Annotated in this window: 20 protein-coding genes; 6 read left to right on the top strand and 14 right to left on the bottom strand. The window is 67.5% G+C overall.

Going from position 1 to position 16,768, the window contains the following annotated elements:
* Nucleotides 1-10: 10 nt before the first annotated feature.
* From WDM86_11455 to rpmI, 6 genes are all read right to left on the bottom strand, one after another.
* Nucleotides 11-727 (bottom strand): hypothetical protein, encoded by a 717-nt coding sequence (locus tag WDM86_11455; GenBank protein ID MEI9990645.1) that lies wholly within the window; start codon nt 725-727, stop codon nt 11-13.
* Entirely contained in the window at nt 724-1,845 is a 1,122-nt protein-coding gene (locus WDM86_11450) for a hypothetical protein (GenBank protein MEI9990644.1), read from the bottom strand. Before WDM86_11450 ends, WDM86_11455 begins: the two co-directional genes overlap by 4 nt.
* A gap of 167 nt (nt 1,846-2,012) precedes the next feature.
* Nucleotides 2,013-4,409 carry a phenylalanine--tRNA ligase subunit beta gene (gene pheT, locus WDM86_11445; GenBank protein MEI9990643.1) on the bottom strand — a complete coding sequence of 799 codons (2,397 nt, stop codon included), beginning with the start codon at nt 4,407-4,409 and terminating at the stop codon, nt 2,013-2,015.
* On the bottom strand, nt 4,406-5,485 hold the full coding sequence (pheS, locus tag WDM86_11440) for a phenylalanine--tRNA ligase subunit alpha (protein MEI9990642.1): 1,080 nt from the start codon (nt 5,483-5,485) through the stop codon (nt 4,406-4,408). The genes pheT and pheS overlap by 4 nt, the downstream gene beginning before the upstream one ends.
* Nucleotides 5,486-5,620: 135 nt before the next feature.
* Nucleotides 5,621-5,977 carry a 50S ribosomal protein L20 gene (gene rplT / locus WDM86_11435; protein MEI9990641.1) on the bottom strand — a complete coding sequence of 119 codons (357 nt, stop codon included), beginning with the start codon at nt 5,975-5,977 and terminating at the stop codon, nt 5,621-5,623.
* Between the two features lie 3 nt (nt 5,978-5,980).
* The gene (gene rpmI / locus WDM86_11430; GenBank protein MEI9990640.1) at nt 5,981-6,187 is read right to left on the bottom strand and encodes a 50S ribosomal protein L35; all 207 of its coding nucleotides are present in this window, start codon (nt 6,185-6,187) and stop codon (nt 5,981-5,983) included.
* Between the two features lie 314 nt (nt 6,188-6,501).
* On the opposite strand from rpmI, the gene WDM86_11425 reads away from it, so the two are divergent.
* From WDM86_11425 to WDM86_11405, 5 genes are all read left to right on the top strand, one after another.
* The gene (locus WDM86_11425; protein ID MEI9990639.1) at nt 6,502-6,885 is read left to right on the top strand and encodes a VanZ family protein; all 384 of its coding nucleotides are present in this window, start codon (nt 6,502-6,504) and stop codon (nt 6,883-6,885) included.
* Between the two features lie 73 nt (nt 6,886-6,958).
* Entirely contained in the window at nt 6,959-7,378 is a 420-nt protein-coding gene (mscL, locus tag WDM86_11420) for a large conductance mechanosensitive channel protein MscL (GenBank protein MEI9990638.1), read from the top strand.
* A complete protein-coding gene (locus tag WDM86_11415; GenBank protein MEI9990637.1) occupies nt 7,375-7,905 on the top strand; it encodes a hypothetical protein in 531 nt (176 codons plus the stop codon). The genes mscL and WDM86_11415 overlap by 4 nt, the downstream gene beginning before the upstream one ends.
* A 48-nt stretch (nt 7,906-7,953) precedes the next feature.
* Nucleotides 7,954-8,343, top strand: a complete 390-nt coding sequence (msrB, locus tag WDM86_11410; protein ID MEI9990636.1) for a peptide-methionine (R)-S-oxide reductase MsrB — start codon at nt 7,954-7,956, stop codon at nt 8,341-8,343.
* A gap of 143 nt (nt 8,344-8,486) precedes the next feature.
* Entirely contained in the window at nt 8,487-8,975 is a 489-nt protein-coding gene (locus tag WDM86_11405; GenBank protein ID MEI9990635.1) for a GAF domain-containing protein, read from the top strand.
* Between the two features lie 2 nt (nt 8,976-8,977).
* Here WDM86_11405 and WDM86_11400 read toward each other — a convergent pair whose 3' ends face one another.
* The 7 genes from WDM86_11400 to WDM86_11370 all read right to left on the bottom strand — a co-directional run bounded on the left by WDM86_11400 (nt 8,978) and on the right by WDM86_11370 (nt 15,033).
* Nucleotides 8,978-9,364 (bottom strand): hypothetical protein, encoded by a 387-nt coding sequence (locus WDM86_11400; protein MEI9990634.1) that lies wholly within the window; start codon nt 9,362-9,364, stop codon nt 8,978-8,980.
* 58 nt (nt 9,365-9,422) lie between these two features.
* A complete protein-coding gene (locus WDM86_11395) occupies nt 9,423-10,598 on the bottom strand; it encodes a hypothetical protein (GenBank protein MEI9990633.1) in 1,176 nt (391 codons plus the stop codon).
* Between the two features lie 37 nt (nt 10,599-10,635).
* Nucleotides 10,636-11,949 (bottom strand): carbohydrate porin, encoded by a 1,314-nt coding sequence (locus tag WDM86_11390; protein MEI9990632.1) that lies wholly within the window; start codon nt 11,947-11,949, stop codon nt 10,636-10,638.
* A gap of 50 nt (nt 11,950-11,999) precedes the next feature.
* Nucleotides 12,000-12,890, bottom strand: coding sequence for an alpha/beta hydrolase (locus WDM86_11385; GenBank protein ID MEI9990631.1), 891 nt, complete (start codon nt 12,888-12,890; stop codon nt 12,000-12,002).
* Complete coding sequence (locus WDM86_11380; protein ID MEI9990630.1) at nt 12,890-13,306, bottom strand: OsmC family protein; 417 nt, start codon at nt 13,304-13,306, stop codon at nt 12,890-12,892. Before WDM86_11380 ends, WDM86_11385 begins: the two co-directional genes overlap by 1 nt.
* Nucleotides 13,307-13,399: 93 nt before the next feature.
* On the bottom strand, nt 13,400-14,431 hold the full coding sequence (locus WDM86_11375) for a hypothetical protein (protein MEI9990629.1): 1,032 nt from the start codon (nt 14,429-14,431) through the stop codon (nt 13,400-13,402).
* Nucleotides 14,428-15,033, bottom strand: a complete 606-nt coding sequence (locus WDM86_11370; protein ID MEI9990628.1) for a peptidylprolyl isomerase — start codon at nt 15,031-15,033, stop codon at nt 14,428-14,430. Before WDM86_11370 ends, WDM86_11375 begins: the two co-directional genes overlap by 4 nt.
* Before the next feature lie 236 nt (nt 15,034-15,269).
* Here WDM86_11370 and WDM86_11365 point away from each other — a divergent pair, with 236 nt between their 5' ends.
* Nucleotides 15,270-16,229 carry a hypothetical protein gene (locus WDM86_11365; protein MEI9990627.1) on the top strand — a complete coding sequence of 320 codons (960 nt, stop codon included), beginning with the start codon at nt 15,270-15,272 and terminating at the stop codon, nt 16,227-16,229.
* A gap of 237 nt (nt 16,230-16,466) precedes the next feature.
* Here WDM86_11365 and WDM86_11360 read toward each other — a convergent pair whose 3' ends face one another.
* Nucleotides 16,467-16,628 (bottom strand): hypothetical protein, encoded by a 162-nt coding sequence (locus tag WDM86_11360; protein MEI9990626.1) that lies wholly within the window; start codon nt 16,626-16,628, stop codon nt 16,467-16,469.
* Nucleotides 16,629-16,768: the final 140 nt, after the last annotated feature.

Below are 16,768 nucleotides of genomic sequence, written 5' to 3'. Positions count from 1 at the left end.
GCGCCGCCGCCTACCAGTCGTTCAGGCCGACAAAGCGGCCAAAGCCGGAGGCCAAGGCCCACCGGCTCCATTCGGAGCGCAGGCGGATGGTTTCGACCGGGCTTCCGGTGCCCTGGCCGATGCCCAGGATCTCCATCTCGACACAGCCGCGAAAGGGCCGTCCGTCGGGCGGCGGCAGATGCGCGCCGGAATGCTGGAGGCGGACATATTCGGAATCCTCGATGCCGTCGGAGGCGAGCACGACGGTGGTCGGCAGGCTGGCGCAGCCGATGCTCTGCGCGACATTGTCGAGGAAGGCGAGGATGTTGGTGTTGTCCTGCGAGCGCCATTTGCCGCTTTTCACCAGATAGGGCGTGCCGGCGATCAGCTTCCGGATTTCGCCGGCGACGTGCTCGGGCCGGTTCCGCGCCGAGATCAGCGCGTCGTAATAGAAATTGTTCGACGAGGCATCGTAGCTGCCGAAGGTGCGCACATGCACTTCCGACGCCATGCCCAGCCCGCGCACGATATTGGCGATGCGGGCGGCGACCTTGCTGGCGAATTGCTGGTCGTCGACCAGCGGGTTGGACTTGGAGATGTCGAGCCCGATGACGAGGCGCTGGGCCGGGATCGCCGCTTCGTCGTTCAGCGAGGCCATGACGCTGTCGGCGTCGCGCGCCGCGTGCACGGCCAGGACGCCGCCGCCGGTGAGCCCGATCGCCGTGACCGCCGCGAGCAGGAGCTTCATGTGATCGGGGCGCGTTTGTCGGCGAGCTGCAGCAGATGGAGCTGGGCGAACTGGCGCTGGCGGTGCTTGTAGTCGCGCGCGATGTGGAGATTGCGCACATTGTTCTCGACCGTGAGCATGTAGAGCGCCGCCACCGTGGTCACGATGAAGAAGATCACCGAGGCGAAGGCGAGCCAGAACCAGGAATCGGCCGCCGCCAGCGAGGCCGTCGACAGTTTCGGCAGGCCGAGCGAGACGCCGTCCGAGGCCGGCGTCAGCGTCGCCATGCGCGGGTCGGAGGCCGCCGGCTTGGGCGCGGTGAACAGCGCGTCGATGGAATTGCTGCCGCCGCCGCTCGCGCCGTCCTCGCGCGGCTGCTCCAGCGTGGCCGAAGTGCCGCCCGCCATGTTGTTGTAGGCGACGAGATAGCCGAGGCAGCCGATCATCACCAATGCCATCACGAAGGCGGTCGCGATCATCGTGTTGCGGCCGTAGACGCCGGTGATCTTCAGGAAGAAATGCACAATCAAGACCGCGAAGATGACCTGCAGGCTCTTGAAGATCACGGTGCTCTGCAGGCTGTCCGGCACGACCATGAATTCGTTCGACAGCGCACGCGTCCACACATCGCCGCGGATGATCTGGTAGTCCACGAACATCGCGAGCAGCGCGATCGCCACGGCGATCGCCACCACGGCGATATAAAGCGGACGGTAATGCGCGACCTGGCGGCTCTTCTCCATGTTGCGCATGATGATGTCGGAATCGTCGCGCTCCACCGCGCTCAAGGGATCGGGCGTCGTATCCTCGTTTTCATCACCGTCGTCTTCATCCTTCTTGCCGAACCAGCCCACGAAGGCGCCCTTGCGGCGGTGCTGGTTGGCGGCGGAGACGCGCTCGCCGCGCTTGACCCAGTCGGGGCCCCAGGACGGGATGTCGATCGGGGTCTTGAGCCGCTCGACAAGCTGCGCTTCGAGGCGGGCGCGGACTTGCGGCGTCATCGCCTGCGCGTCGGCGAGCGATCTGGCCTCGCGGTCGAATTCCTCCGGCGACAGGCCGTGGAACAGCTCGTGGCTCAGCTTCTTGCGGCGCGCGGGCACGGCATAGGTGTCGTCGTTTTTCGGAAGATAAGCGACCATCATGGCCCCCAGCAGCGTCGGCGCGCGAGAGTGTCCCCACGCCGAGACATGGTAAAAATGTAGTTAAGCGGGATCGCGGCAGGAATGCGGCAAACCCGCCACAATTGGCCCTGAATCGGCAATCGGCCGGGCACGGCGCCGCAATGTGCGGTTCCCCGCGCGGAAACTTATGTCCGCAGCACCGCGCCGGTGGCCTTGGCGACGGCGGCGACGATCTTCTGCGCCAGCGCCTCGATCTCGGGATCGGTCAGCGTCTTGTCCCTGGGCTGGATGCGGATGGCGATGGCCAGCGATTTCTGGCCGTCCGGCACGCCCTTGCCTTCATAGACGTCGAAGAGCGTCGCCTGCTCGATCAGGTTGCGCTCGGCGCCCCTAGCGGCGCGCAGGACTTCGTCGGCGCTGACCTTCGCGTCCACCAGGAACGCAAAATCGCGCTCGATCGCCTGATAGGGCGAGGGCGCGAACACGGCGCGGGCCTTGCCCTTCGCCTTGGACTCCGGGATGGCGTCGAGGATGACCTCGAACGCCGCGACCGGGCCCTTGAGGTCGAACGCCGCCAGGACCTTGGGATGGACCTCGCCGAAGGTGGCGAGCACTTTCGGCCCCAGCGCCAGCGTGCCGGAGCGGCCCGGATGATACCAGGACGGCGCGTTCGCCTTCACCGGCGCGGTCATCGCCGCGCCCATGGCGGCTTCGAGCACGGCCAGCATGTCGGCCTTCACATCGAACGCGTCGGCGGGATGGGCGGACCTGGTCCAGCTCCGCACGCCTTCGCCGGTGCGGATGCCGGCCGCGACCGTGGCCTGGGCCTCGGGCATGCCGCTGTCGAACTGGGCGCCGACCTCGAACAGCATCAAATCGTGGAATCCCCGCGCGACATTGCGCTGGGCGGCGGCCAGCAGCGAGGGCAGCACGCTGGGGCGCAGCGCGTCGAGATCGGCGGCGATCGGGTTCTCCACCTGGCGCGCGGCGTCGCCGCCGCCGAACAGCGCGGCATGGGCGCGCGGAATGAACGAGAAGCCGATCGTCTCGTTGAAGCCGCGCGCCGCCAGCGTGCGACGCACGATGCGGGTGCGGCGCTGGGCCGGCGTCAGCGTCGGCTTGGCGACGGGATTGGCGCGGGAGAGCGGCGCCGACGGCACCTTGTTGAGGCCGTGGATGCGCACGACCTCTTCCACCAGATCGGCCTTGCCGTGAACATCGCCGCGCCAGGACGGCGGCGTGACCTTCAGCGGTGCGCCGTCTTCGACCGCGAAGCCGAGGCGGGTCAGGATCGAAACCGTTTCCGCCTTGGACACGTCGATGCCGCCGAGGCGCGCGACATAGGCGGGGTCGAACGCGATGGTCCGCTGCCACGCCGGCACTTCGCCGGCGACGACGATGTCCGACGGCTCGCCGCCGCACCAGTCGAGGATGAGCCGCGTGGCGAGTTCGAGGCCCGGCACGACGAATTGCGGATCGACACCGCGTTCGAAGCGGTAGCGCGCATCCGACACGATGCCGAGCTTGCGACCGGTCCGCGCGGTGCGGATCGGATCGAAATAGGCCGATTCGATGAAGACATTGACCGTCGTTTCCGAACAGCCGCTGTCCTCGCCGCCCATCACGCCGGCGATGCCGCGCGCCGCCGCGTCGTCGGCGATGACGGTCATTTGCGGATCGAGCGTGTAGGTCTTGCCGTCCAGCGCTTCCAATTGCTCGCCGTCTTTCGCGAGGCGGGCGTGGAGATTGCCGGTCAGCTTGTCGGCGTCGAACACATGCAGCGGCCTGGCGCGGTCGAGCGACAAGAGATTGGTGACATCGACCAGCGCCGAGATCGGCCGAAGGCCCACGGCCTTCAGGCGGTCCTGCACCCATTTGGGCGAGGGGCCGTTCTTGACGCCGCGCACCAGCCGGCCGGCGAAGAGCGGGCAGGCGTCCTTGCTCGCGGCATCGAAATCGAGCGTGATGGTCTTGGGCGCGGGGAATGCGCCCGGCACCGGCGCGACCGAGCCGTCCTTGAGCGTGCCCAGGCCCGACGCGGCGAGATCGCGCGCGATGCCGTAGACCCCGGCCGCGTCGCCCCGATTGGGCGTCAGGTTGACGTCGATCACCGGATCGGTGAGGCCGAGCGCCTTCGCCACCGGCTCGCCGACCTTGGCGTCGGCCGGCAGTTCGATGATGCCGTCGTGATCCTCGCCGAGCAGAAGCTCGCGCGCGGAGCACATCATGCCGCGCGATTCGACGCCGCGGATGGTGCCGACCTTGAGTGCCTCGCCGGTCACCGGGATCACCGTTCCCGGGCGCGCCAGCACGACCTTGATCCCCGCCCGCGCATTCGGCGCGCCGCAAACGATCTGCAGCGGCGCGGCGTCGCCCGCGTTCACGGTGCAGAGGCGCAGCTTGTCGGCATTGGGATGCTTCTCGGCGGTGAGGACCTCGCCGACGACGAAATCCTTCAGCCGCGCGCCGGCGTCTTCCACCGATTCCACTTCGAGGCCGATCGAGGTGAGCTTGTCGGCGATCGTCGCCGCGTCGGCGTCGGTCGCAAGATGCTCCTTGAGCCAGGAGAGGGTGAATTTCATCGGCTGAGCCCTCCGTCGAGGGTCGGCATGTCGAGCGCCGCGAAGCCGTAATGGCGCAGCCAGCGCAAATCGGATTCGAAGAAGGAGCGGATGTCGGGGATGCCATATTTCAGCATGCCGAGCCGGTCGATGCCGCCGCCGAAGGCGAAGCCCTGGTGCACGTCGGGATCGAGGCCGCACATCTCCAGCACCTTGGGGTTCACCATGCCGGAGCCGCCGAGCTCCAGCCAGTCATTGCCCTGGCCGAAGGTGATCCTGCCCGGCACCGAGCGGTCGCAGCGCAGGTCCCATTCCACCGAGGGTTCGGTGAAGGGAAAGAAGCTCGGCCGGGCGCGCAGCTCGACCTTGTCGACCTCGAAGAACGCCTTGCAGAACTCCTCGATGGTCCATTTGAGATGACCCAGATGGATGTCCTTGTCGATCACCAAGAGCTCGAACTGGTGGAACATCGGCGAATGCGTGGCATCGGAATCGACGCGATAGGTGCGCCCGGGCGCGACGACGCGGATCGGCGGCTTCTGCTTGAGCATGGTGCGCACCTGCACCGGCGAGGTGTGGGTGCGCAGGATGTGCTGGCTGCCGTCCGCCTGCTTCGCCAGATAGAACGTGTCCTGCATCTGCCGCGCCGGGTGATCGGGCGGGATGTTCAGCTTGGTGAAATTGTAGTCGTCGTATTCGACATCGGGGCCTTCGCCGACGGTGAAGCCGAGATCGCCGAGGATGGTGGTGATCTCGTCGAACACCTGGGAGACGGGATGGATGGAGCCTTGCGGGCTCGGGCGCGGCGGCAGGGTGACATCGACCGTCTCGCCGGCCAGGCGCGCGTTCAGCGCGGCGTCGCCGAGTTCGATCTTGCGCGCGGCGATGGCGGCGCCGGCCTTGTCGCGCAGGCCGTTGAACAGCGGGCCGTTGACCTTGCGCTCATCCGCGGTCATGCCGCCGAGCGTCTTCAGGAGCTCGCTGATCGAGCCCTTCTTGCCGAGGGCGGAAACGCGGACATGTTCGAGCGCGGCTTCGTCCGGCGCGGCGGCGATGGCGGCGAGGACGTCGCGTTCGAGAGTTCGAATGTCGGTCATGATCGAATCCACTTTCCCATCCGTCATGGCCACCCTTGTGGCGGCCACCCATGAACACGATCGGCGGAGGTATTTATGGGTCGCCGGCACAAGGCCGGCGACGACGACAATTGCAGAGGGTGGACGCGAAGCTGACTACGCGCTGGCGCCGCCGGCCTGATCCACCAGGGCCTTGAAGGCCTCGGGCTCGTGCGTCGCGAGATCGGAGAGGACCTTGCGGTCGATCTCGATGCCCGCCTTGGCGAGCCCGCTGATAAATCGGCTGTAGGTGAGGCCATAGAGGCGGCAGCCGGCGTTGATGCGCTGGATCCAGAGGGCGCGGAAATTGCGCTTCTTCTCCTTGCGGCCGATATAGTTGTGCTGCAGCGAACGATCGACCGCGGCATTGGCCGAGGTGATGGTGTTCTTGCGGCGGCCATAAAAGCCCTTGGCGGCTTTCAGGACCTTCTTGCGGCGGGCGTGGCTGGGTACGGAACGGGGGGCGCGCGACATGGCTCAGATCCCTCCGCCATACGGCATCCAGCGCTTGACGCGCTGGGTTTCGGATTCCGACAGCACCGCCATGCCGCGCAGATTGCGCGTGCGCGCCGGCGAGTTGTTGATCAGGCGATGGCGCTTGCCGACCTGATGGGTCTTGATCTTGCCGTTCGCGGTGAACTTGAAGCGCTTCTTGGCGCCCGATTTGGTCTTCATCTTGGGCATTTCGCGGGTCTCCTTGGCTCGGATGAGCCGGTTCGCTTTACGAGCCGCCAAGGCATGCCCTGCCTGGCCGCTCACGAAAGAGCGCGCGTCATAAAGGGGAGTTCTTCGGATTGCAAGGCGGATGTCGCCGCCCGGCGGCGCCTGAGCCCGGTCCGGGCCCGGGAGCAAGCCATTGTTTTCAAGCCATTATCCCCGCGGCGGGTCGGAGCACGGGGCCTGCGGGAATGTGCGTCTGGCCTCGCCTGCCGAAAAAACGTCTTAATGCTGCGCCACTTCCGCCCGCGAACATGTCCGCCCGCAAGTTTCTTCATTGGTTGCGCCAGATCGACACCTGGCTGATCGCGCCCGCGATCGCCGTGGTCGTGTTCGGGGAGCTGACCCATTCCTCCCTGACCCAGGAACTCGAAATCGACGTCTGGGACAAGGCGCTGCACTTCACGGCCTATTTCGGGCTGGCGCTGATGACCACCATCGCGGTGCGCGCCGACCGCCGGGCGCTGTGGTGGGCCCTGGGACTGGTGGCGCTGGGCGGCGGGCTGGAGATCGTCCAGGGCATGACCGGCCGCGACGCTGACATTTTCGACGAACTCGCCAACACGCTGGGCGTGCTCGCGGGGCTCGGGCTCGGCTGGGCGGGCATCGCCGTGCTGAAGGCGCGCAAGGTCGTGGCGGACGAGGCGGCCCCGTCCGACGGCTAGGCCGGCGCAAGAGATGAAGCGGCGCCAAGGAGCCGGTACAATCGGCGCGGACCTGACCGAACCGGAGGACCCCATGTTCAAGGAATTCCGCACCTTCGTGATGCGCGGCAATGTGATCGACCTGGCGGTCGGCGTGATCATCGGCGCATCCTTCACCGGCATCGTCAATTCGCTGGTCAAGGACATCCTGATGCCGCCGATCGGGCTGGTCCTGGGCGGCATCGATTTTTCGAACTTCTTCGTCGTGCTGAAGGGCAACCACGCGGTGGCGTCGATCAAGGCCGCGACCGATGCCGGCGACGTGACGCTCAACTACGGATTGTTCGTCAACACGATCCTGAACTTCCTGATCGTCGCCTTCGTGCTGTTCTTGCTGCTGCGCCAGATCAACAAGCTGAAGACGCCGCCGCCGGAGACTCTTCCCGTCGAGCCGCCGGAAGACATCAAGCTGCTGCGCGAGATCCGCGACGCGCTGAAATCGGGAGCGAAATGAGACGGCCGATCCTGTTTGCCCTGGCGCTGGCGGTCTTCGCGGGACGGGCCGCCGCGGACGACGCCGCCGCGCTGCGCGCGGCGGCGGACGGTTTTTATGGCGTCTACAAGACCTTCCATCCCTCGGACGGGATTCCCGACGAGGCCGGCCGGGCGCGCTATCGCCCGTTCCTGTCGGCGCGGCTCGACGCCCTGCTCGCCCAGGCCGGCGACGCGGACAAGCGCTTCGCGGCCGCGAACAAGGCCGCGCCGCCTTTGGTCGAGGGCGATCTCTTCACCTCGCTGTTCGAGGGCGCGAGCACGGTCGCGGTGGGCGCCTGCACCGCCGCCGGATCCGCGGGAAGTTGCACCGCTTCGCTGAGCTACGCGCCGCCGGGGGGCAATCCCACGCGCTGGACCGACACGGTCTATCTGGTGAACACGCCGGAAGGCTGGCGGGTGGACGATATCGGCTATGGCGGCAGTTGGGATTTCGGCAATAAGGGCCGGTTGAGCGAGACGCTCGGCCAGGTCATCCATTTCCAGTAACCGGAAAGGGACCTGGCGCGAACTAAGCCGCGACGACAGGAGTAGACCATGACCATCAAGAAGACCGAACAGGAATGGCGCAGCGAACTCAGCCCGGCGGCGTACCGCGTGCTGCGCGAGCACGGGACAGAGCCCGCCGGATCGAGCCCGCTCAACCGCGAGAAGCGGGACGGCGAATTTCTCTGCGCCGGCTGCGGCGCGGCGCTTTACGACTCCGCGACCAAATATGAGAGCGGCTCGGGCTGGCCGAGTTTCTACAAGGCCAAGGAGGGCGCGGTCGCGACCAGGACCGATGCCAGCTTCGGCATGGTGCGGGACGAGGTCACCTGCGCCAATTGCGGCGGCCATCTCGGCCATGTCTTTCCCGACGGACCGCGCCCGACCGGGCTGCGCTATTGCATGAACGGCACGGCGCTGAAATTCGAGCCGAAGTCCTGAAGCATGATCGTCCATCGCCTACAAATTGCTGTCATGCCCGCGCAGGCGGGCATCCAGCGACCGGACGCGTTGCCAAGCCTGGATTCCCGCTTGCGCGGGAATGACAGCCTGGAATCGGTTCCACCCAAAAGGGCCATGCATTGATGTTCGACGCCGAGCGCCCGACCGGGACCAAGCCCGAAATCCATCGCCAGCTCGCGCTGATGGCTGAGGGCCTGTTCGCCGGCGAGCGCGACGGCATCGCCAATGCCGCCAATCTCGCGGGGCTCCTTTATATGGGCCTCGCGGACCTCAACTGGGCCGGGTTCTATTTCCTGCGCGGACCGGGACTGGTGCTCGGCCCGTTCCAGGGCAAGCCGGCCTGCGTGCGGATCGAGATCGGCCGGGGCGTCTGCGGCACGGCCGCGGCCCGGCGGGAAACGGTGGTGGTGCCCGACGTCGAAGAGTTTCCCGGGCACATCGCCTGCGATGCGGCGTCGCGTTCGGAGATCGTGGTGCCGCTGCTGCGCGACGGCCGCCTGATCGGCGTGCTCGACCTCGACAGTCCCGTCCCGGGACGGTTCGACGCCGAGGACGCCAAGGGGCTGGAAGCGCTCGCCGCGCTCTGGGTCGCGGCGAGCGATCCGGTCTGACGTCAGTCCTGGCCGGCGGCGTGGCTGGCGGCTTCCGCTTCGGCAGCCCGCAGGGAATCGCCTTCCGGTCCTTCGAGCGCCGCTTCGGCCGCCTTGCCCAGCGCCGGGATCTTCGCCTTGTTCGCCTTCACGAAAGCTTCCTCGCTTTTGCGGAAGCGCTTGGAGGCCTTGTAATTGCCCTCGCCGAATTCGCGATTCGGCGCGCGCTTGGCGACCTTCTTGGCCTTGGTCTTCACTTTCACCTTGGCCTTGACCGCGACCTTCTTCTTGGGCGCCGTCTTCTTCTTGGGGGCGGCCTTCACGGCCTTGGCGACCTTGCGTTTCGCCGGCGCCTTCTTCTTGGCGATGATCTTCGTCGTCTTCTTCCGCTTCTTCTTCTTCGCGGCCATGTCCGTCTCCTTGTTTCGCGCGACTGGAGCCGAGGGAACGGCCATGCCGCGAGTTGGTTCAGCGTGCCGATCCCCTCGGCGCGGTGATGTGCAGTCCTGCAATCAGCGCAAGGCCGGCGAACAACGATACTGTGCCCAGAAGGATCGCGCCATGCACGTCGTCATCGGCGACGACGAAAGACGCGGCGAAGGGACCGAGCGCGCCGGCCAGCACCTGCGTGCTGCCGCCGAGCACCGCGGCGCGGCGCGAGGGATCGGCCTCGATGGTCATCGGCACGATGAAGGCGGCGACGACGATGCTGACGAAGCCGCCCAGCGCGTTGGCGGCGATGAAGGCCCAGCCCGGCGCATGCAGCAGGAAGACGCCCCAATTGACCAGGAAGGCGATGGTCGAGCTGACGAACACCGTCAGCCAGCGGACATGGCCGGCCAGCACGGTCGAGAAGGCGCCGCCGGCGATCTGCGCCGCCAGCGAGGTCCACACCGCGGTGCGCGCCACTTCGGGGCTCAACCCCGCTTCGGTGGCGAGCGGCTGGAGATAGACCCCGACCGTGGCGGTGGCGCCGATGTAGATCAGCGTGGCGAACAGGGCGAACCAGCCGCGCGGCGGCGGCGAACCGCTCCGGCTCTCGTCCTTCATCAGGGGCGCGAAACGCTCGGGCAGAAAGAACGCGGCGGCGATACCGGCGGCGCTGGCCAGGCCCAGGAACGCGAAGCCGCCATCGGCGCCGAAGGCCGGCAGGATCCACAGCGCGAACAGAAGCGCCGCCACCATCTGGCCGGCGCAGAGCGCGGTGAAGTAGATGCCCGCCCAGCGCTCCGGCGTCGCGGTGCGCGCGATCATGCCGGTGACGATCCACAGCAGGATGCCCTCCGCGGCGCCGGCCAAGGCGCGGATCGCCATGATCGCCGTGCCGGCGGCGTGCAGGGTCGAGAAATCGAGCGCCGCCAGCGCCAGGGCGGCGCCTCCGCCGATGAGCTTCAGATGGCGCGGCGGCAGGACGATGCCGGCGGCGGCGGTGGCAAGTCCCATCGCCAGGCCCTCGGCAGTCGCGGTCAGGCCGAAGCCGGACGCGGACAGGCGGTGCTCGTCGCCGAGCGCGCCGAGCAATGCCGGCAACACGCCGGCGAACAGCAGCGCGATCACCCCCAGCGCCAGCGCGGCGACGGCTTCGCGCAAGGGAAGATCGGGGCCGACCGCATCGTGGACCACGGCGTCGTGATGCTCGCTCATGCCTTCTTATGCCGCGCGGTCGAGGTGCTGTCTTGGGTCACGCGGCGGCATGCAGGCGCAGGCCGAAGACCGAGATGGGGCCGCGTTCGGCGTTGTAGGCGGGGTTCGCGATCCACTGATAGTCGAGGCTGAGCGACAGCCAGTCGGTCGCCGCGGCGCTGTAATAGGCCTCCAGGACGAACTCGTCGCGATAGCGCGGCAGCGCGCCGTCGCCGATCAGGATGCCGAGCCCGCCGGCCGCGAAATAATCCTGGGCGGAACGCGAGAGCGTGTTGTCGACGCCGGCAAGGCCGACCGTATCGTCCGCCCGCCCCCAGGCGCCGCCCTTGAGCGCGAGGCCGAGCGCCACCGTGCGGTTGATCTCGGTGAATTCGAATGCCTCCGTGCTGCCGTCGTCGAAGCCGAAGCGCAGGAAAGCGGACCAGTTGCCGTCGATCTGCTGTTCGACGTTCAGCACGAAGCCGCCACGGTCGGCCGGGCGGCGGACCAGCGCCGTGTCGGGCGCGCTGTGCGTCGCAAGGCCGAGCGCCACCGCATCCCGGTAGGATCCCATGCGGCCGCGATTGACCCAGGCGAGCAGCTTCACGGTGCCCGGCGGACCGAACAGTGTTTGGCGTATCTCCAGTTCCGACATCGCCTCATATTGCCCGAAGCCGCGCACCAGTTGCGTCGTGTTGGGTACCCGCGACAGGTCGAACAGGCCGGCGCGCAGCGTCCACCAATCCTGCGTCCATTCCGCCGCGAAGCCGTAGCTGTAGCCCCAGGCGTCGGCCGCGTAGTCGAACGCGCCGGTGTCGATCAGCGACCAGTTCAGGAAATCGGATTTCGGATCATGCGCCAGGGAGTTGGTGTCGAAGATATCGGTGACGGAGAACTTGCCGGCGGTGAGGACGAGGTTGTCGGCGCCGCGCGCGCCGCCGAGTTGGTTGGCGCCCGGCGCGACCGCCTGGCTGTCGCCGCCGAGGTCGAAGGTCTGGCGGAAGAACAGCCGCTGCAGCCGGAAGTAAGGCGCCGCCTTGCCGACCTTATAGGCCTCGCCGCTGGGAAAGCCGGCGGCGCCCAGCGTGTTCGACAGGCCGAAGCCCTGGTCGATCTCCGGATTGACGTAAGCCTCGCCGCCGTCCCAGAGCCGCGCGCCGGCGAACAGCGTGAGGTCGAACGTCTCGCGGCCATTGGCGACGGGATTAAGGCTGTTGGCGCCCTGGAACGGCGAACGGAACGCCGGCTGGAATTGCCACACGAACGTCGCCTGCCCGTGCAGCGACCAGGTCTCGGGCACCGCGTCGTCGGCCAGCGCCGGCGCGGCGGCGAGAAGCGCCAGACACGACGCGGCCCAGTATCGGCGCTTCATTGCGGCTCCGCCCCGTCAGCAATACCGCCCGCGAAGATGCGGGTCTTCGGTTACGGCCGCAAGACAGCGAGCAGGTCGTGGGCCCGGTTGACCAGGACCGAGAAATGGCCCTCGCCGGCGTAGAAGGTCGCGGTCGCGTTCCTGAGCCGCCGCGCCATGACGCGGGCCGGGCCGATCGGCATGATGCGGTCCTCGTCGCCATGCCACACGAAGAAGCGCGGGCCGGTCAGGCGCGCGATGTCGAAGCCCCAGGGCCGCACCAGCCGTTCGATCTCGGCGCGGTTGCCGGCGCCGCTCTGCCGCGCGGTCTCCATCATGGTGCGGGCGAGGATCTCGCGCATCTCCGCCATCTGCATCAGGCGGAGGTCCTCGCCGCCCAGCCATTGCGCGACGCGCAGCATGCGCTGGCGCACCGCGTCCTCGCGCGGCGGCCCGTCGGGCCGGAACTGCATCAGGCGGCGGCGCAGATATTTGGGATAGCGATGGGCGACCCACCAGGCGAGGCGGCGCACGCGCGGTCCGGTGCGGCGCGCGATCTCCGGCGGCGGCACGGCGCTGACCAGCGAGCAGGCGGTGACGCGGTCGCCGAGCCGTTCGGCGCAGGCCAGCGCATAGGGCCCGCCGGCCGACATGCCCTGCACCGCGAAGCGTTCGATGCCGAGCTGGTCGGCGGCCTGCGCCACGTCGTCCGGCCAGTCGAGCAGGCGGTCGCCCTCCTTGGGGTCGGAATAGCCGACGCCCGGCCGGTCGAACGCGATGACGCGCAGACCGAGCTTGTTCGCCGCCTCCTCCAGCATCAGGGCTTCCAGCCGCGAGGAGCCGTGGCCATGGAAATGGAACACGACCGGCCCGCCGGCCTTGCCGACATCGAGATAGCCGAGCCTGCGCCCGTCCTTCAGGGTCAGCGTCGCATAGGGTTCGCCGATTCCGAGCTCGCCCATCAGCCGACCTTCGTGTTGATCGTGGCGCCGGCCTTCAGCGCCAGCGTCACCGGCGTGCGCTCGGCGATGTCGGCGAGGCGGGCGCGCTGCTCGGCATCGAGCGCCCCTTCGATGTGCAGCATGCGCTCGACGCGGAACGCCTTGTCGTCGCGGTAATATTCCAGATCGACGCCGAGCCCGGTCAGCGGCCATTTCTTGTGTTCGGCATACATGCGCAGCGTGATCGCGGTGCAGGCGCCCAGGCCCGCGAGCACATAGGCGAAGGGCGAAGGCCCGGCATCGGCGCCGCCGGCGGATACCGACTCGTCGGCGATCAGCGCGTGATGGCCGGCGCGGATGTCGGTGCGATAGCGCGCCTCGGCCAACCTGGCGCCGGCGCGCGCGACCAGACGGGTGCCTTCCTGGGGTTCGCTCATGGCGCCTTCTTCTCCTTATGGTCCGTCAACCGCAATACCGCCGGGGCGCGGCAGCGCCGCCACCGAGTAGGACCGGCCGCATTAATATAGTATCTATTCCGCGTTCGCGGAGCCGATGCGCCAGGCGATGGATTCGCCGCGCCGTTCCGCCGTCAGCCTCAACGCCCGATTATGCACCGCCAGCGCGCCTTCCCAAAGCGTGTTCCAAGCGGGAAACAGCGGCCCGCCCGCCGCGATGCCGTGCATCAGCCGCCAGCCGGATTGCACGACGACGTATGCCTCGCCGTCGCGATGGACCTCCACCCGCTCGCCCTGCGCCGATGCCAGCGCGGCGAGAAGCTCGGCGAAGGCGTGCGCGTCCCTGGCCCGAACCTCCAGCAGCGCGGCGACCTCGTCGTAATATTGCAGGCCGATGAGCCGGGAGGTGCGACCGACCAGCGCCGAGGCGTCCTCCGCGCCGAACAGTTCGAGCATCGTCGGCAGCAGCGAGCGCACATACTCCATCGCGTAGGAGCGCTCGACCTTGGCGAGGCGCTCGGGTGGCCAATCGGCCGAGTCCAGTTTCGGCGCGCGCGCCGGATCGAAGGGCGGCGCCTGCTCGCCGGAGACGAACCGCACGCGCTCCTCCGGCGCGAGGTCGCGGTCATATTCGCGGTAATAGCCTTCGAGCCCCGGATCGCCGTTCACCGTCTGGCCGGTGCAGACGAAGCCGAGCCGGGGATTGCCCAGCGTCACGCCGTTATGGCCGTGCCAGCCATGCAGCATCGCCTCGTTGACCGCGCGCGGGATGGCGCAGATCGCGGCGCCCGACCAGATCCAGCGCGGCGGCGGATAGCGCACCCAGGCTTTGCAATCGCTCTCCCGCATATATTCGGTCTTCACCCCGCCCAGCGCGTTGGAGAAATAGTGGTACTGGGCGCAGGCCACCGCGTCCGGCAATTTGTCGAGCCCGAGCTTCGTCAGCCCGTCGCGGAATTTCTCCAGATGCTGGCGGCGGAAATGGGCGAACACGAAACGGCGCGCGGCCTCGGCGTCCCGGTGCGCGACCAATGTGAGCACGAGGCCCGTCATCAGCGCGTTGTAAAGCTTGGAGACCGCCTTGTAGCCGGCCTCGGCCGGCGTCATGGCGCGGTATCCGGCACGACGGTGACATGGCTGATCACGATCGGCGTGACCGGCGCGGCGCCGGCGAACGGTCCGTGGTCGCCGAGCGGCACGGCCGCGATCTTGTCGGCTACGTCCATCCCGTCGACGACCTGGCCGAACACGGCGTAGCCCGTCGTGCCGGCGGTATCGCCCGGCTGGCGATCGAGCGCCGGGTTGTCGGCGAGGTTGATGAAGAATTCCGCCGTGGCGCTGACCGGCGTGTCGCCCCGCGCCATCGCCACCGTGCCGCGCAGATTGGGAAGGCCGGCCTCGAGCGGGATCGGCGGATAGACGGGCCGCGTCTGCAGGTCCGCCTCCCAGCTTCCGGCCTGGATCACGAAGCCGGGCACGACACGATAGACGATGGTGCCGTCGAAATGGCCTTCCTGGGCATAGCGCAGGAAATTCGCCACCGTCGCCGGCGCGTGCACCGCGTCGAGCCGCAGCACGATATCGCCCATGTCGGTGGAGATCACGACCTTCGGCCCGGCGGGTGCGGCGGCTGGCGCCGGCGGCGCCTCCTGCGCCAGGGCGGCGCCCGACCAGAGCAAGGCCGCGGCGATCAGGCTGACAAAACGCATCTGCGAACATTCCAAGCGGGGAACGCGACGCTAGCAGTCTTCGCACGCGGAATCGAACCGCGTCCCAGCCTTGCCGGCCGTCTTTGCTGGCGTCCGCGACGGTCTCGTGCTAGTAATGACGGCAGTGAATTCTTTGGATCATTTTGGGGGTGATTCTGAATTCTTGGATCACTCCAAATAATAAGATTTCTAAATTTGACGCACGATGGTCGTGCGTCTTTGGAGGGAGAGTGTTCATGACGCATCTCAACCGATACGCCGGAGTCTTCGCGGCGCTGCTCCTCGCCTTGCTGTTCGCCGCGCCGGCGAACGCGCAAGCGACGCGTACCTGGGTTTCGGGCGTCGGCGACGACGCCAATCCGTGCAGCCGCACGGCGCCGTGCAAGACCTTCGCCGGCGCGATCTCCAAGACCGCGGTCAATGGCGAGATCAACTGCCTCGATCCGGGCGGGTTCGGCTCGGTGACCATCACCAAGTCGATCGCGCTCGTCTGCGACTTCACCGAGGGCGGCATCACCAATCCCAGCACGCCGGGCATCACCGTCAATGCCGCGGGCGCGATCGTTTACCTGACCGGCCTCGACATTGAAGGCATCGCCGCCGGCACCAACGGCATCAACTTCATCCAGGGCGCCGTCCTGCATGTCGAACACTGCAAGATACGGGGAAACAACGCCGCCGGCAGCACGGTCGGCTACGGCATCAGGTTCGCGCCCGCCACGGCGGCTTCGCTCTATGTCGCCGATACCATCATCGCCGACAATGGCAGTGGCAGCGGCGGCACGGCGACGGGGGCGGCGATCGGAATCGTGCTGCCGGCCGGCGGCAGCGCCAATGTGGTGCTCGACCGCGTCAGGATGGAAGCCAATACAAACGGATTCTATGCCGATACGACCGCGACGACGGGGGCCGGGATCAATGCGACGATCACCGACAGCGTCAGTTCCGGCGGCTATGTCGGCGTCCTGGCGACCGGCACGACGCCGGTGAACGTGATGGTCGATCATACGGCCATCACCAACAGCGGCGGCTATGGCCTGCTGGCCCTGGGCGGCACCATCCGCGTCGGCAATTCCACCATCACCGGCAACGCCACGAGCGTGCTGGGGGCCGGCGGCACGGTCTCATCTTATGGCGACAACAAAATAGACGCGAACACGACCAACACCTTGCCGGGCACGATCCCGCTGCATTGAGGGCGCGCTGCAGTTCAAGCTCCGGACGGCGTCGCCGTCCGGAGCCTTTGGTCCAAAAACCGGTGGCGCGGGCAACCGACATATCCGAAGGCGTCGTGCCGATGGCGCGGCCCGAACGGCGCCGAACCGCGCGACTATTTCGATATGTGTCGAAACACAGCCGTGGCGACCAATAACGCCACAAGCGAAGAGGCTCACGCTATCCAGAATCTCGGCGGCGCGCGAAGGCGCCGGCGATCAGGACTGGCTGCTGAGCACGTCCTGTTGCGTACTGCCGCCGAGCTTCGCCTCGCGGGCGTCGAGCCGGTGTAGTTTCGGGCGCTGCCACGCTGCGCGGGCAGGTGCCGCCGGGGCGGACTGCTCGCCATGCGTGGTATCGTGTTGTTTACGCTCGCTCATATTACCCCCAAAACCCTGGAAGAACTTAATTTACATCCAACAATATAATGACAGAATAACAGAAGTTGTCGCGGCGCGAAAGCCGCTACTGCACATCTTTAGAATACCGGCTGGCTGGGCCTTAGAAGGGAACTTTCGCG

This window comes from Rhizomicrobium sp., assembly GCA_037200045.1.
Classification (GTDB): Bacteria; Pseudomonadota; Alphaproteobacteria; order Micropepsales; family Micropepsaceae; genus Rhizomicrobium.
The sequence above is the reverse complement of the archived record's forward strand: the minus strand, read 5'-3'. Positions and strand labels throughout refer to the sequence as shown.

Excerpts from the sequence above, each read along its gene's own strand:
- WDM86_11455 (MEI9990645.1), bottom strand. The coding sequence starts at position 727 with ATGAAGCTCCTGCTCGCGGCGGTCACGGCGATCGGGCTCACCGGCGGC.
- WDM86_11450 (MEI9990644.1), bottom strand. The coding sequence starts at position 1,845 with ATGGTCGCTTATCTTCCGAAAAACGACGACACCTATGCCGTGCCCGCG.
- pheT (MEI9990643.1), bottom strand. The coding sequence starts at position 4,409 with ATGAAATTCACCCTCTCCTGGCTCAAGGAGCATCTTGCGACCGACGCC.
- pheS (MEI9990642.1), bottom strand. The coding sequence starts at position 5,485 with ATGACCGACATTCGAACTCTCGAACGCGACGTCCTCGCCGCCATCGCC.
- rplT (MEI9990641.1), bottom strand. The coding sequence starts at position 5,977 with ATGTCGCGCGCCCCCCGTTCCGTACCCAGCCACGCCCGCCGCAAGAAG.
- rpmI (MEI9990640.1), bottom strand. The coding sequence starts at position 6,187 with ATGCCCAAGATGAAGACCAAATCGGGCGCCAAGAAGCGCTTCAAGTTC.
- mscL (MEI9990638.1), top strand. The coding sequence starts at position 6,959 with ATGTTCAAGGAATTCCGCACCTTCGTGATGCGCGGCAATGTGATCGAC.
- WDM86_11415 (MEI9990637.1), top strand. The coding sequence starts at position 7,375 with ATGAGACGGCCGATCCTGTTTGCCCTGGCGCTGGCGGTCTTCGCGGGA.
- msrB (MEI9990636.1), top strand. The coding sequence starts at position 7,954 with ATGACCATCAAGAAGACCGAACAGGAATGGCGCAGCGAACTCAGCCCG.
- WDM86_11405 (MEI9990635.1), top strand. The coding sequence starts at position 8,487 with ATGTTCGACGCCGAGCGCCCGACCGGGACCAAGCCCGAAATCCATCGC.
- WDM86_11400 (MEI9990634.1), bottom strand. The coding sequence starts at position 9,364 with ATGGCCGCGAAGAAGAAGAAGCGGAAGAAGACGACGAAGATCATCGCC.
- WDM86_11395 (MEI9990633.1), bottom strand. The coding sequence starts at position 10,598 with ATGAGCGAGCATCACGACGCCGTGGTCCACGATGCGGTCGGCCCCGAT.
- WDM86_11390 (MEI9990632.1), bottom strand. The coding sequence starts at position 11,949 with ATGAAGCGCCGATACTGGGCCGCGTCGTGTCTGGCGCTTCTCGCCGCC.
- WDM86_11385 (MEI9990631.1), bottom strand. The coding sequence starts at position 12,890 with ATGGGCGAGCTCGGAATCGGCGAACCCTATGCGACGCTGACCCTGAAG.
- WDM86_11380 (MEI9990630.1), bottom strand. The coding sequence starts at position 13,306 with ATGAGCGAACCCCAGGAAGGCACCCGTCTGGTCGCGCGCGCCGGCGCC.
- WDM86_11375 (MEI9990629.1), bottom strand. The coding sequence starts at position 14,431 with ATGACGCCGGCCGAGGCCGGCTACAAGGCGGTCTCCAAGCTTTACAAC.
- WDM86_11370 (MEI9990628.1), bottom strand. The coding sequence starts at position 15,033 with ATGCGTTTTGTCAGCCTGATCGCCGCGGCCTTGCTCTGGTCGGGCGCC.
- WDM86_11365 (MEI9990627.1), top strand. The coding sequence starts at position 15,270 with ATGACGCATCTCAACCGATACGCCGGAGTCTTCGCGGCGCTGCTCCTC.
- WDM86_11360 (MEI9990626.1), bottom strand. The coding sequence starts at position 16,628 with ATGAGCGAGCGTAAACAACACGATACCACGCATGGCGAGCAGTCCGCC.